The sequence below is a fragment of the Amycolatopsis sp. NPDC021455 genome (assembly GCF_040640995.1).
Lineage (GTDB): Bacteria > Actinomycetota > Actinomycetes > Mycobacteriales > Pseudonocardiaceae > Amycolatopsis.
Window position 1 is genome coordinate 187,092 of record NZ_JBFACT010000002.1, and the last position, 12,486, is coordinate 199,577.

Annotated in this window: 14 protein-coding genes and 1 tRNA gene; all 15 read left to right on the top strand. The window is 72.2% G+C overall.

All coding sequences use genetic code 11. The annotated features are described in order from the left end of the window. Positions 1–104: 104 nt before the first annotated feature. The 15 genes from AB0G28_RS03890 (at position 105) to AB0G28_RS03960 (ending at position 12,408) form a co-directional block, all read left to right on the top strand. A complete protein-coding gene (locus AB0G28_RS03890) occupies positions 105–914 on the top strand; it encodes a CoA transferase subunit A (protein ID WP_361082678.1) in 810 nt (269 codons plus the stop codon). Continuing rightward, positions 911–1,669, top strand: coding sequence for a CoA-transferase subunit beta (locus AB0G28_RS03895; protein ID WP_361082680.1), 759 nt, complete (start codon positions 911–913; stop codon positions 1,667–1,669). Before AB0G28_RS03890 ends, AB0G28_RS03895 begins: the two co-directional genes overlap by 4 nt. Next, on the top strand, positions 1,666–2,847 hold the full coding sequence (locus tag AB0G28_RS03900; protein WP_361082682.1) for a thiolase family protein: 1,182 nt from the start codon (positions 1,666–1,668) through the stop codon (positions 2,845–2,847). The genes AB0G28_RS03895 and AB0G28_RS03900 overlap by 4 nt, the downstream gene beginning before the upstream one ends. A gap of 12 nt (positions 2,848–2,859) precedes the next feature. Continuing rightward, positions 2,860–3,594 carry a protocatechuate 3,4-dioxygenase subunit beta gene (gene pcaH / locus AB0G28_RS03905; RefSeq protein ID WP_361082684.1) on the top strand — a complete coding sequence of 245 codons (735 nt, stop codon included), beginning with the start codon at positions 2,860–2,862 and terminating at the stop codon, positions 3,592–3,594. Continuing rightward, positions 3,594–4,148, top strand: coding sequence for a protocatechuate 3,4-dioxygenase subunit alpha (gene pcaG / locus AB0G28_RS03910; RefSeq protein WP_361082686.1), 555 nt, complete (start codon positions 3,594–3,596; stop codon positions 4,146–4,148). The genes pcaH and pcaG overlap by 1 nt, the downstream gene beginning before the upstream one ends. Before the next feature lie 14 nt (positions 4,149–4,162). After that, positions 4,163–4,939, top strand: a complete 777-nt coding sequence (gene pcaD / locus AB0G28_RS03915) for a 3-oxoadipate enol-lactonase (protein WP_361082688.1) — start codon at positions 4,163–4,165, stop codon at positions 4,937–4,939. Next, the gene (gene pcaC / locus AB0G28_RS03920; protein ID WP_361082690.1) at positions 4,936–5,337 is read left to right on the top strand and encodes a 4-carboxymuconolactone decarboxylase; all 402 of its coding nucleotides are present in this window, start codon (positions 4,936–4,938) and stop codon (positions 5,335–5,337) included. Before pcaD ends, pcaC begins: the two co-directional genes overlap by 4 nt. A gap of 10 nt (positions 5,338–5,347) precedes the next feature. After that, positions 5,348–6,178 (top strand): IclR family transcriptional regulator C-terminal domain-containing protein, encoded by an 831-nt coding sequence (locus AB0G28_RS03925; RefSeq protein ID WP_361082692.1) that lies wholly within the window; start codon positions 5,348–5,350, stop codon positions 6,176–6,178. Continuing rightward, positions 6,171–6,443 carry a hypothetical protein gene (locus AB0G28_RS03930; RefSeq protein WP_361082694.1) on the top strand — a complete coding sequence of 91 codons (273 nt, stop codon included), beginning with the start codon at positions 6,171–6,173 and terminating at the stop codon, positions 6,441–6,443. The genes AB0G28_RS03925 and AB0G28_RS03930 overlap by 8 nt, the downstream gene beginning before the upstream one ends. Further along, positions 6,440–7,039, top strand: coding sequence for a nucleotidyltransferase family protein (locus AB0G28_RS03935; RefSeq protein ID WP_361082695.1), 600 nt, complete (start codon positions 6,440–6,442; stop codon positions 7,037–7,039). Before AB0G28_RS03930 ends, AB0G28_RS03935 begins: the two co-directional genes overlap by 4 nt. Before the next feature lie 37 nt (positions 7,040–7,076). Next, a complete protein-coding gene (locus AB0G28_RS03940) occupies positions 7,077–7,955 on the top strand; it encodes a MoxR family ATPase (protein WP_361082697.1) in 879 nt (292 codons plus the stop codon). Between the two features lie 49 nt (positions 7,956–8,004). Continuing rightward, on the top strand, positions 8,005–9,774 hold the full coding sequence (locus AB0G28_RS03945; protein ID WP_361082699.1) for a hypothetical protein: 1,770 nt from the start codon (positions 8,005–8,007) through the stop codon (positions 9,772–9,774). 306 nt (positions 9,775–10,080) lie between these two features. Continuing rightward, positions 10,081–10,154: transfer RNA gene (locus AB0G28_RS03950), tRNA-Arg, on the top strand. 36 nt (positions 10,155–10,190) lie between these two features. Then, the gene (locus tag AB0G28_RS03955; RefSeq protein WP_361082701.1) at positions 10,191–11,303 is read left to right on the top strand and encodes a VWA domain-containing protein; all 1,113 of its coding nucleotides are present in this window, start codon (positions 10,191–10,193) and stop codon (positions 11,301–11,303) included. Then, complete coding sequence (locus AB0G28_RS03960; protein ID WP_361082703.1) at positions 11,296–12,408, top strand: XdhC/CoxI family protein; 1,113 nt, start codon at positions 11,296–11,298, stop codon at positions 12,406–12,408. The genes AB0G28_RS03955 and AB0G28_RS03960 overlap by 8 nt, the downstream gene beginning before the upstream one ends. Positions 12,409–12,486: the final 78 nt, after the last annotated feature.

The window sequence follows — 12,486 nt, forward strand, 5'->3', positions numbered from 1 at the left end:
CGCTCGTCATCCATTGGGCGGAAGACGTCTGGTCGGGGCTACGGCGACCATGCTATGTTCGGTTGCAGAACGAGTGTGCGTGATGCGAACAATCGGAGGGCGTGATGGCGGAGCTGCTGTCGCTGGAGGAGGCCGTGGCCCGGCTGGTGCGCGATGGTGACACCGTCGCGCTCGAGGGCTTCACGCACCTCATCCCGGTCGCGGCCGGGCAGGAGATCATCCGGCAACGCCGCCGGGATCTCACACTCGTGCGGATGACCCCGGACATCGTCTACGACCAGCTGATCGGCGCGGGCTGCGCGCGCAAGCTGATCTTCTCGTGGGGCGGCAACCCCGGCGTGGGTTCGTTGCACCGCTTCCGTGACGCGGTCCAGCACGACTGGCCGGTACCCCTGGAGATCGAGGAGCACAGCCACGCGGGCATGGCCAACCGGTACGTCGCCGGCGCGTCCGGCCTGCCCTTCGCGGTGCTGCGCGGCTACACGGGCACCGACCTCCCGGCGCAGACCGCCACGATCAAGCCGATCACCTGCCCGTTCACCGGCGAACGGCTCACCGCGGTGCCGGCGCTGAACCCGGACGTCACGATCGTCCACGCGCAGCGCGCGGACCGCGAGGGCAACGTGCAGATGTGGGGGATCACCGGCGTCCAGAAGGAAGCGGTGCTGGCCGCGAAACGGTCGCTGGTGACCGTCGAAGAAGTCGTCGACGAGCTGGAGCCACGCCCGGGTGCGGTCGTGCTCCCGGCGTGGGTGGTCACGGCGGTGGCCGAGGTCCCGGGCGGCGCGAAGCCGTCGTACGCGGCCGGTTACTACGAGCGTGACAACGCGGCCTACCAGGCGTGGGACGAGGTGGGCCGCGACCGCGAGGAGTTCACGAAGTGGCTGAACGACCTGACCGGGGTGAAGGCATGAGCACGCAGTACACCGCCGACGAGATGATGAGCGTCGCGGCGGCCCGCGCCCTCGGTGACGGCATGTCCTGCTTCGTCGGCATCGGGTTGCCGAGCAAGGCGGCCAACCTCGCGCGCCGCGCGCACGCCCCGAACCTCACGCTGATCTACGAATCCGGCTGCCTGGGCGCGAAGCCGTCGCGGCTGCCGCTGTCCATCGGGGACGGCGAGCTGGCCGACACCGCGGACGCCGTGGTCAGCGTGCCGGAGGTGTTCAACTACTGGCTCCAGCCCGGCCGCATCGACGTCGGCTTCCTCGGCGCCGCCCAGCTGGACAAGTTCGGCAACATCAACACCACGGTGATCGGTTCGGACTACCGTGACCCGAAGGTCCGCCTGCCCGGCGCCGGCGGGGCCCCGGAGATCGCGGCTTCCTGTGGTGAGGTGTTCGTCGTGCTGCGCCAGAGCCCCCGGGCGTTCGTCGAGAAGGTGGACTTCGTGACGTCGTTCGGCCACGGCACCGGCAAGGGCGACCGCGAACGCCTCGGCCTCCCGGGCCGGGGCCCGACGCTGGTGGTGACCGACCTGGGCCTGCTGCGCCCTGACCCGGAGACGGCCGAGCTGACGCTCACCGAGCTCCACCCGGGCGTGGAGCTCGAGCGGGCCGTCGCGGCGACGGGGTGGAAACTGAAGGTGTCGGACGACCTGAAGACCACCCCGGCCCCCACGGAGCAGGAGCTGACCCTCCTGCGAGACCTCGAGAAGGCGAGCGCATGACCGACGTCTACGTCCTCGACGCGATCCGCACCCCGTTCGGGCGCTACGGTGGCGCGCTGGCCGGCGTCCGCCCGGACGACCTCGCGGCCGGAGTGCTCAAGGCGTTGCGGTCCCGCAACGACCTCGACCCGTCCACAGTGGACGAGGTGACCCTCGGGGACGCGAACGGCGCGGGCGAGGACAACCGCAACGTGGCCCGCATGGCCGCCCTGCTCGCCGGCTGGCCCACGAGCGTCCCCGGCAGCACCGTCAACCGCCTCTGCGGCTCCGGCCTCGACGCGGTGATGCAGGCCAGCCGGGCGATCCAGGTCGGCGACGCGTCGCTGGTCGTCGCGGGCGGCGTCGAGTCGATGACCCGCTCGCCGCTGGTCATGCCGAAGCCGGAGAAGGCGTTTCCCGCCGGGAACCAGACCCTCTACAACACCGCGCTCGGCTGGCGCATGGTGAACCCGGAAATGCCGTCGCAGTGGACGATTTCCCTGGGCGAGTCCACCGAGCAACTCGCGGAGCGCTACGGCATCGGCCGTGACGAGCAGGACGCCTTCGCGGCGCGCAGCCACGTGAACGCGGCGAAGGCGTGGGACGAGGGCTTCTACGACGACCTGGTGGTTCCGGTCGAGGGCGTGGACCTGGCCCGCGACGAAGGCATCCGGCCGGACTCCAGCCCCGAGAAGCTGGCCAAGCTGAAGCCGGTGTTCCGCAAGGAAAACGGCACCGTCACGGCCGGCAACGCGTCCCCGCTGAACGACGGCGCCTCGGCGCTCCTGCTCGGCGACGAAGCCGCCGCGAGCCGCCTGGGCAAGGCCCCGCTCGCCCGGATCGCCGGCCGCGGCGCGGCGGGTGTCGACCCGGACGTCTTCGGCATCGGCCCGGTGCGCGCGGCGGAGATCGCGCTCGAGCGGGCCGGCATCGGCTGGGACGACCTGGCCGCGGTGGAGCTCAACGAGGCCTTCGCGGCGCAGTCGCTGGCCTGCCTGCGCGACTGGAAGGACCTCGACCCGGAGATCGTGAACACCCACGGCGGCGCGATCGCCATCGGGCACCCGCTCGGTGCGTCCGGCGGCCGGATCCTCGGCACCCTGGCGCACGACCTGCACCGCCGCGGTGGAGGCTGGGGCCTCGCCGCCATCTGCATCGGCGTCGGCCAGGGGCTGGCCGTCGTCCTCGAAGGCCGGTAGAAGGAGATCGACGTGGCCACTCCGACCGAATTCAAGCTGCCGAACTACGGGCAGGACCCCGAAGGCACGCACCCGCCCCTCGACTTCAGCGGCTACGGCTCCACGGCGCTGCGGCACCCGAAGCAGGAACTGGTGCTGCTCCCGCAGATGCTCACCGAGGTCACCGGCCCGTTGCTCGGGCCCGGCCGGCTCGGCGAGCACGACAACGACCTCACCCGGCAGCACGCGGGTGAGCCGCAGGGGCAGCGGATCATCGTCACCGGGCGGCTGCTCGACGGCGACGGCCGCCCGGTGCGCGACTCGCTCGTCGAGATCTGGCAGGCCAACGCGGGCGGCCGCTACCGGCACACCGGCGACCGCTGGCCGTCGCCGCTCGACCCGAACTTCGACGGCGTCGGGCGCACCCTGACCGACAGCGACGGCCGCTACACCTTCACCACCATCAAGCCCGGCGCGTACCCGTGGAAGAACCACGACAACGCCTGGCGCCCCGCGCACATCCACTTCTCGGTGTTCGGCTCGGCGTTCACCCAACGGCTGGTCACCCAGATGTACTTCCCGGACGACCCGCTGTTCTTCCAGGACCCGATCTTCAACTCCATCCCGGACGAGAAGGCCCGGCAGCGGATGGTCTCGCGCTACGACCACGAGATCACCCAGGCCGAGTGGGCGCTCGGCTACCAGTTCGACATCGTGCTGCGCGGGCGCGACGCGTCGGTGTTCGAAGAGGAAGAGGACGAAGACTGATGCCCAGGCTGCTGCCCACTCCTTCGCAGACCGTCGGCCCGTACCTGTCGATCGGGCTGCCCTGGCCCGACGGCCCGTACGTCGTGCCCGAAGGCACCCCCGGCGCCTTCTGGATCCGCGGCACGGTCCGCGACGGCAACGGCGACCCGGTCCCGGACGCCATGATCGAGACCTGGCAGGCCGACCCCGAAGGCGGGTTCCGCCACCCCGACGACCCGCGCGGCCAGGCGTCCGGTGAGTTCCGCGGCTTCGGCCGCTGCCCCACGGAGACCGATGGCACGTACGGGATCCTCACCCTGCTGCCGGGCGTCGTGCCCGGCGAGGGCGGCACCGCGCAGGCGCGGCACATCGACGTGTCGGTGTTCGCGCGCGGCCTGCTGAACCGGGTCGTCACGCGGATCTACTTCGAGGACCAGGACAACGCCGGGGACCCGGTGCTGGCGACGGTTCCCGAGGAGCGGCGCGGCACGTTGATCGCCGCGAAGACCGACGACGGCTACCGCTTCGACGTGCGCTTGCAGGGCGACGGCGAGACGGTGTTCTTCGCGCTGTGAACGGAGGTGGGCGCGTGGGCGCCGTGCGGGTGCACCGGGTCGTCGAAGGCCCGGAGGAGGGCCCGGTCGTGGTCTTCGCCGGCTCGCTCGGCAGCGACCTGCGCATGTGGGAGCCACAGGTCGCACCGCTGGTCGAGCGCGGCTACCGGGTGGTGCGCTACGACGCTCGTGGTCACGGCGGATCGCCGGTGCCGCCCGCGCCGTACCGGCTGGAGGACCTCGGCGCCGACTTCGTGGCCCTGCTCGACGACCTGGGGGCCGAGCGCGCGCACCTGGTCGGGCTGTCGCTCGGCGGGATGACCGGCATGTGGCTCGGCGTGCACGTCCCGGACCGGATCGCGAGCCTGGTGCTGTGCTGCACGTCGGCCCGGCTGGGCCCGCCGTCGATGTGGGCGGAGCGCGCCCGCAAGGTCCGCGCGGAAGGCACGGCGTCGGTCGCGGAAGCCGGGGTCGGCCGGTGGCTGACGGAGCCGTACGCGAAGAGCCATCCGGAGGTCGCGGAGTTCCTGCGGGCGATGATCGCCGCGGTCCCGGCCGAGGGGTACGCGGCGTGCTGCGAGGTGATCGAGCACATGGACCAGCTGGACGCGTTGCCGAAGATCACCGCGCCGACGCTGGTGATCGCGGGCGCCGAGGACCCGGCGACGCCGCTGACCGGCCATGCCGACCTGATCGCCGGCGCCATCCCGGGCGCCCGGTTGGAGGTCGTGGCGAACGCCGCGCACCTGGGCAACTACGAGCAACCCGGGGAATTCACCCGGCTGATCCTGGACCACTTGGAGCGAGCGTGACGGACCGCCACGAGCAGGGCATGAAGGTGCGGCGCGAGGTGCTCGGCGACGAGCACGTCGACCGCGCGGTCGCGGGCACCACGGACTTCAGCCGCCCGTTCCAGGACTACATCACCGAGGGCGCCTGGGGTTCGGTGTGGGCCCGCGACGGCCTGGACCGCCGGACGCGCAGCTGCGTGACGCTGGCGGCGCTCACCGCGCTGCACGCGCACAACGAGCTGGCGATGCACGTGCGCGCGGCGATCCGCCACGGCCTGACGGCCGCGGAGATCGGCGAAGTCCTCCTGCACACGGCGGTCTACGCCGGGGCGCCGGCGGCGAACGCGGCGTTCGCGATCGCGCAGCGCACCCTGGCCGAGCTCGGCGAGCCGAGCGCCCTCCCCGCCGACGCCGGATAGGGTGCCGGGCATGGAAGTGGGGAGGCCGATCGAAGCCGAGCTGGACAGCGAGCCGGCGCACCGTGGCGCCCACCACGTGCAGTCGCTGGAGCGCGGGCTGGCCGTGATCAAGGCGTTCCACGCGGGCGCGGCGGAGCTGACCCTGAGCGACGTGGCCCGCGCGACGGGCCTCACCCGCGCGGCGGCGCGGCGCTTCCTGCTGACCCTGACCGACCTCGGCTACGTCCGCACCGACGGCAAGTACTTCTCGCTCACGGCCCGGGTGCTGGAGCTGGGGTATGCGTACCTGTCGAGCATGACGCTGCCGGAGGTGGCGCAGCCGCACCTGGAGCGCCTGTCCGCGGAGGTGCACGAGTCGAGCTCGGTCTCGGTGCTGGAGGGCACGGACATCGTCTACGTGGCGCGGGTGGCGGTGTCCCGCATCATGACGGTGAGCATCAACGTGGGCACCCGCTTCCCGGCGTACGCGACGTCGATGGGGCACGTGCTGCTGGCCGGCCTCAGCAAGGCGGAGCTGGAGGCGTACTTCGTGGTGGCGAGGCTCGACCGCCTGACGGAACGCACGGTCACGGCACCGGACCGCCTGCGCACGGAGCTGGCCAGGGTCGCCGACCAGGGCTGGGCGATGGTGGACCAGGAGCTGGAGGAAGGCCTCCGCTCGGTGGCGGCCCCGATCCACGACCGCAAGGGCCGAGTGGTGGCGGCGGTGAATCTCTCGACGCACGCAAGCCGCACGACAGCGGAGTCGGTGGAGAAGAACCTGGTCCCCCCACTCCTGGAGACGGCCCGGGCGATCGAAGCGGACCTGGCGATCGGCGCCCCGGGCCGAGCCCATGGCTGACCACCCGGCCGTGCCGCGCTGCCAGGTCGCCGGGACGCTCGGCGGGCTGGGGCCTCCGATCGCGCTGACCTGGGCCGCGCGCAACTTCGACCGGCCGGTGTCCACCACGGCCGTGACGCGGTGCCAGGTCGCCGGGCCGACAGCCCCGACCGCACTCGCGCCGACACGAGCGGAAGCCGGAGCGCCGACCACTGCCGCGACCGCGCCGGAGCCACCCTCGGCCGGCCATCTCGGCCCCGCCACACCCGTCGGCTCCTGCCCATGACCACCCCGCCGCCACCCAGCGCCCCGCCCGTCGCCGGGCTCCTGCTCGCCGCCGGAGCGGGCCGCCGGTTCGGGGGCCCGAAAGCCCTCGCCGAGATCGACGGCGAGCCCCTCGTCCTCCGCGCGCTGAAGACGCTCCGGACCGCGGGGTGCGGCCCGATCCGCGTCGTCCTCGGCGCCGCCGCCGACGAGGTCCTCGCGCTCCTGCCCGACCCCACCCAAGCCATCCGGGCCGAAGGCTGGGAGACCGGCATGGGCGTCTCCCTGAAAGCCGGCCTGACCGCGCTCGAAGCCACCGAAGGCCCCGTCGCCGCGCTGATCCACCTCGTCGACCTGCCGTGGGTCGGTGCCGATGTCCTCTCCCGGGTGGCTCGGGAAGCGACCACCGAAACTGTCGCCCGCGCGGCCTACGACGGCGTCCCCGGCCACCCCGTCCTCTTCGGACGGCGCTGGTGGCCCGAAATCGCCGACAGCGCCCGCGGCGACCGCGGCGCCCGTGACTGGCTCGCCACCCGCACCGACCTCCGGCTCGTCGAGTGCGGTGACCTCGGCAGCGGCCGGGACGTCGACCGGCGGGCCGACCTGCCCGGCCGGTGACCCGCACCCGGCTTCCGCGCCGCCTACGATCGACACCGTGACGGACTCGCTCGCCTCACCTGAAGAACTTGCCGCCGCGCTCGACGCGACCGGCTACCTCGCCGACGACGGGCTCGCGACCGCCGGGTTCCTCGCCTTGCGGATGGGACGGCCGCTGTTCTGCGAGGGCGAACCGGGCACCGGCAAGACGTCCCTGGCCCTCGCGCTGGCCGCCGCGCTCGACCGGCCGCTCGTGCGCCTCCAGTGCCACGAGGGCATCGACGCCGCCCAGGCCCTCTACGAGTGGGACTTCCCCCGGCAGCTCCTGCACTTGCGCGCGCTCGAGGCCGCCGGCGACGGGCACCTCGACGTCGAGACCGCCGAGCGCTCGCTCTACACCGAGCGTTTCCTGCTGGCCCGGCCGTTGCTGCAGGCCCTGATCAGCGCACCGTGCGTGCTGCTGGTCGACGAGATCGACCGCGCCGACGACGAGTTCGAAGCCTTCCTGCTGCAGCTGCTCGACGAACACGCCGTGACCATTCCCGAGTACGGCGAGGTCCGCGCCGAGCACCCGCCGCTGGTCGTGCTCACCTCGAACCGGACACGGGAGGTGCATGACGCCCTCAAAAGGCGGTGCCTCTACCATTGGCTCGAACACCCGGACCTGGTGCGGGAGGTCACGATCCTGCGCCGTAGGATTCCGCGAATAGGTGAAGTTCTGGCTCGGCAGATCGCTGAAGCGGTGCATCGGCTCCGCGAAATGGACCTGCTGAAACCACCGGGAGTAGCCGAGTCGCTCGATTGGGCGAGGGCTCTGTTGACTCTGCGGCGTGACGAGCTGGACGCGGCAACGGCGGCGCGGACGCTCGGAGCCGTCCTGAAATACAGCGAAGACCTCGACCGGGTCAGGGCGAAACTCGACGCCTTGTTCGCCTGACCACCCGGTCGGCTTACCGGGTGTGGCCGAGGCGGGGAAGGACCTGCGGATGAGCGTGGCGGAGACGACGGAGACGAGACCGCCGTCCGAGGCAGAGCCGGACCGGCCGGGGCCGGCCGGGACGACGGCCGCCCGGCACGGGTGGCGGGGCAAGCTCGCCGCCGTGGCCGCGGTGCTCGGCGGCACCGCGCTGATCGCCGCGCACGCCTCGTTGTACGGCCACTGGCTGATCGACGACGCGGCCATCACGTTCGCCTACTCGCGCAACGTCGCCGACGGCTTCGGGCCGGTCCTCCAGCCCGGTGCCTCGCCGGTCGAGGGATACTCCAACCCGACCTGGATGATCCTGCTCGCCCTCGGGAAGCTCGTCGGCCTGTTCGACCACGGCACGCTCTTCGGCGTCAACGACCAGATCCTCTTCCCGAAGGGCCTCGCGCTCGCCTGCTGCGCCGGCGTCCTCGTCCTGTTCTACTTCGGCGCGAAGACCCTCAGCCGCCGCCCGGCCCTGATCACCTTCGTCGCCGGGGCCTCGCTCGCCGCGATCCCGTCGTTCGTGATCTGGTGCTTCTCCGGGCTCGAGAACTCCTTCTACGCGCTCACCGTCGCCGCGCTCGCGGTGCTGATCCTGCGGGCGGTGCAGAGCGGCAGGCTCCTCGGCAACCAGGTCGCCCTCGGCACCGGACTGATCGCCATGCTGGCCGCGCTGACCAGGCCCGACGGCATCATCTACGCCGGCGCGTACCCGATCGTCGTCGCGCTGTTCCTCAAGCGGGAGCTGCTCGGCCGCAGCATCCGCGCGGTCGTCGTCTCCGTCGCCGGCTTCGCCGTGCCGTACGGCGCGTACGTGATCTTCCGCTGGTTCGAGTTCGGCCGGCTGGTGCCCAACACCGCCGTCGCGAAGGGACAGGAGCCGCCGACGCTCGACGACCTCGCCAGGCCCGGCGAGATCGTGTCCTACGTGGGCTGGCTGGTCGTCGCGGTCGCCGTCGCGTGCCTGGTGATGCTGCTGGTCCGGCCGTCGCGGCTGCGCACCGGCCTGATCGCCCTGCTGGTGCCGTTCGGGCTCACCGTCGTCGCCTACATCGTGCTCGAGTTCGACTGGATGGGGCAGCTGCGGTTCGCCACCCCGGTCTGGACGCTCGGCGCGTTCGGCGGCGCGATCGTGGTCGTCGAGGCGCTGGCCATGGCCCGGCTGCGCGGCCGGATCGTGCTCGCCTGCCTGCTCGTGGTGGCGCTGGTCAGCTCGGTGAGCGGGCTCTACGACCAGGGCAAGAGCTACCGCGCCAACGTCAAGACGGCGATGTGCATCGTCGCCGAGCGCGACGCCCAGGCCATCAACGGCTTCGCGGACATCCTGAAGCTGCCCGACACCGCCCAGGTCGGTCTCATCGACCTCGGCGGGACGTCGCTGGGCAGCCGCATCCGGGTGCTCGACCTGGCCGGCCTCGGCGACAAGCCGATCGCCGACTACCTGCACCGCGCCGACATGCAGGGTCTGCGCGACTACGTCTTCACCCAGGCCAAGCCCGAGCTGATCACCTTCATCGGCTCGTGGATCACCACGCTGCAGTTCAACCAGGACCCGCGGTTCGAGCGCGACTACGCGACGATCTTCCTGAACCCGCGGATCGGCGACATGACCGTGGACTCCCGCAACTGGGTCAGCTACCACGTCCGCCGCGACCTGGTCGACGACGCGAAGCTCGCGCAACTGCAGGCGTACGCGCAGAAGACGTTGCCGCCGATCCTGGAGCTGAACAAGACGGCGGGGCTGCGCGGCTGCGCGAACATCCAGCCCGGCATGAAGGTCGCCGCCTGACCTGAAACCACCGAAGCGCCCGCCCCGGAAGTCCACAAAGGACCTCCGGGACGGGCGCTTTTAATTGCGTTGCCCCGCCTCGTGGGCTGCGGCATTCTTTTCCCAGCACAGCAGACGAGACCACCGAGAGGAGGAGGTCGTGACCCGATACCAAAACCGCTGCGGCACGATCTCCCGAGCCGTTCGCTGAAATTCCCTTTTCTTTTCCGAGGCTCTTCGCGCCCACCCGCCGCTACCTTGGGTCGGCCGCCGCGAAGAGCGCGGTCTGCGCGCCCGCCCGGGGAGGGGTGCGTGCGCGGACCGCCCGTCCCGGTAGCTCAGCAGGACAGAGCGCGGCGCTACGAACGCCGAGGTCCGAGGTTCGACTCCTCGCCGGGACACCGACACGGCGCACGAACAAAGCGCACAATGGAGACATGACCACCGCCGCCGACCCCGTCGCCGGCTACGCCGGGTTCGCCGCCGCGCTGCGCGAAGCCGGCGTCGCCTGCGACGCGCACCGAGTGCAGGCGTACCTGGCGGCCGTCGCCGAGATCGACGTCGCCGAGCCCACGCAGCTGTACTGGGCCGGCTGGCTGACACTCTGTTCGAGCCCGGACGACCTGCCGTACTACGAAGAGGCGTTCAGCCAGTGGTTTTCCCTCGAGCCGCCGGCCCGGCAGCGCACGAAGGCCGCGGCTCCGAAACAGGCCCGGATCGCGCCCCTTGTCGACGCGGGAGGCGGCGACGCCGAGGACGGTGACGGTCACGACCAGCTGAAGGTCGCCGCGAGCGCCCAAGAGGTGCTGCGCCACCGCGACCTCGCCGCCCTCACCACCGCCGAGCGGGAACACCTCCGCGAGCTGCTCGCCACCCTCCGGCCGGCGCCGCCCCGCCGTCCCGCGGCCCGGCGGACGCCCTCGCGGCGCGGCAAGCTCGACCCGTCACGCACGTTGCGGGCGATGCTGGCCGGCGGCGGCGAACCGGTCCGGCTGGCCCACGTCCGGCGCGGCTCGCGGCCCCGGCGGGTCGTGCTGCTCATCGACGTCTCGGGGTCGATGAGCCCGTACGCCGACGCCCTGCTGCGGTTCGCGCACGTCCTCACGCGGTCGGCGCCCCCGTCCGTCGAGGTGTTCACGCTCGGCACGCGGCTGACCCGGGTGTCGCGCCAGCTGCGCCAGCGCGACCCGGAACGCGCGATGCTCGCGGCGGGCTCGGCGGTGCCCGACTTCGCGGGCGGCACCCGGCTCGGCGAGACGCTGCAGGCGTTCCTCGACCGCTGGGGACAGCGCGGCGTGGCGCGCCGCGCCGTGGTCACCGTGTTCTCCGACGGGTGGGAACGCGGCGACACCGCCCTGCTCGGCGAACAGCTCGCCCGGCTGCGCCGGCTCGCGCACGCCGTATTCTGGGTGAATCCGCACGCCGGCCGCGCGGGGTACGCGCCGGTCCAATCGGGCATCGTCGCCGCGCTGCCCCACATCGACCGGCTGCTGGCCGGGCACACCCTGGCCACTTTGGAACGACTGCTCGGGGAGATTTCCGATGCGTGACGTACTGGACGACGTGTTCCGCCGCTGGTCGGCGGGGGAGACGGTCGGTCTCGGCACTGTGGTCGCCACCTTTTCTTCGGCGCCGCGCGCGCCCGGCGCTGCGATGGTCGTCGCCGGGGACGGCACGGTCGCGGGCAGCGTGTCCGGCGGTTGCGTCGAAGGCGCGGTCTACGAGCTGGCGCAGGAGGTCGTCGCCGAGCGGAAGCCGGTGCTGCAGCGCTACGGCGTCAGCGACGACGACGCGTTCGCGGTGGGCCTGACCTGCGGCGGGATCATCGACATCTACGTCGAGGCGGTCGACCGCCGGTCGATGCCGGAGCTCGGGGACGTCGTCGCGTCGGTGCGCGGCGGCGAGCCGGTCGCGGTCGTCACGATCATCGAGCACGAGCGCGAAGGCCTGGTCGGCGAGCACATGATCGTGTGGCCGGACCGCACGGCGGGCTCGCTGGGCTCGTCGCGGATGGACGACGCGGTGGCCGACGACGCACGCGGCCTGCTGGCCAGCGGCCGCACCGGCACCCTGCACTACGGCCCGGACGGGCAGCGCCGCGGCGAGGGGATGGCGGTGTTCGTCAACTCCTTCGAGCCGCCGCCCCGGCTCCTGGTCTTCGGCGCGATCGACTTCGCCGCCGCGATGGCGCGCATGGGCGCCTACCTCGGCTACCAGGTCACGGTGTGCGACGCGCGGCCGGTGTTCGCCACCGCCAGCCGGTTCCCGGACGCGCACGACGTCGTCGTCGACTGGCCGCACCGCTACCTGAAGGCGGAGGCCGACGCGGGCCGCATCGACCAGCGCACGGCGATCGCGGTGCTGACCCACGACCCCAAGTTCGACGTCCCGCTGCTCGAGGTGGCGCTGCGCCTGGACGTCGGCTACGTCGGCGCGATGGGCTCCCGCAAGACCCACGACGACCGGTTCGCCCGGCTGCGCGAGGCCGGGATCACCGAGGCAGAGCTGGAAAAGCTGGCTTCGCCGATCGGCCTCGACCTCGGTGCGCGCACGCCCGAGGAGACGGCGGTGTCGATCGCCGCGGAGATCATCGCGTTGCGCTGGGGTGGCGGCGGCAAGCGGCTCGCGGAGCTGTCGGGGAGGATTCACGGCTGAGCCCTTCCAGTGGGCCACAAAAGTTCACCCATCCGGATCTCCGCAAGTTCGGCTTCGAGCGGTCGGTTTTCGCGTATC

Coding starts and splice junctions, on each gene's coding strand:
- AB0G28_RS03960 (WP_361082703.1), top strand. CDS start 11,296: ATGCGTGACGTACTGGACGACGTGTTCCGCCGCTGGTCGGCGGGGGAG.
- AB0G28_RS03895 (WP_361082680.1), top strand. CDS start 911: ATGAGCACGCAGTACACCGCCGACGAGATGATGAGCGTCGCGGCGGCC.
- AB0G28_RS03935 (WP_361082695.1), top strand. CDS start 6,440: ATGACCACCCCGCCGCCACCCAGCGCCCCGCCCGTCGCCGGGCTCCTG.
- AB0G28_RS03945 (WP_361082699.1), top strand. CDS start 8,005: ATGAGCGTGGCGGAGACGACGGAGACGAGACCGCCGTCCGAGGCAGAG.
- AB0G28_RS03930 (WP_361082694.1), top strand. CDS start 6,171: ATGGCTGACCACCCGGCCGTGCCGCGCTGCCAGGTCGCCGGGACGCTC.
- AB0G28_RS03890 (WP_361082678.1), top strand. CDS start 105: ATGGCGGAGCTGCTGTCGCTGGAGGAGGCCGTGGCCCGGCTGGTGCGC.
- AB0G28_RS03955 (WP_361082701.1), top strand. CDS start 10,191: ATGACCACCGCCGCCGACCCCGTCGCCGGCTACGCCGGGTTCGCCGCC.
- AB0G28_RS03925 (WP_361082692.1), top strand. CDS start 5,348: ATGGAAGTGGGGAGGCCGATCGAAGCCGAGCTGGACAGCGAGCCGGCG.
- AB0G28_RS03900 (WP_361082682.1), top strand. CDS start 1,666: ATGACCGACGTCTACGTCCTCGACGCGATCCGCACCCCGTTCGGGCGC.
- pcaG (WP_361082686.1), top strand. CDS start 3,594: ATGCCCAGGCTGCTGCCCACTCCTTCGCAGACCGTCGGCCCGTACCTG.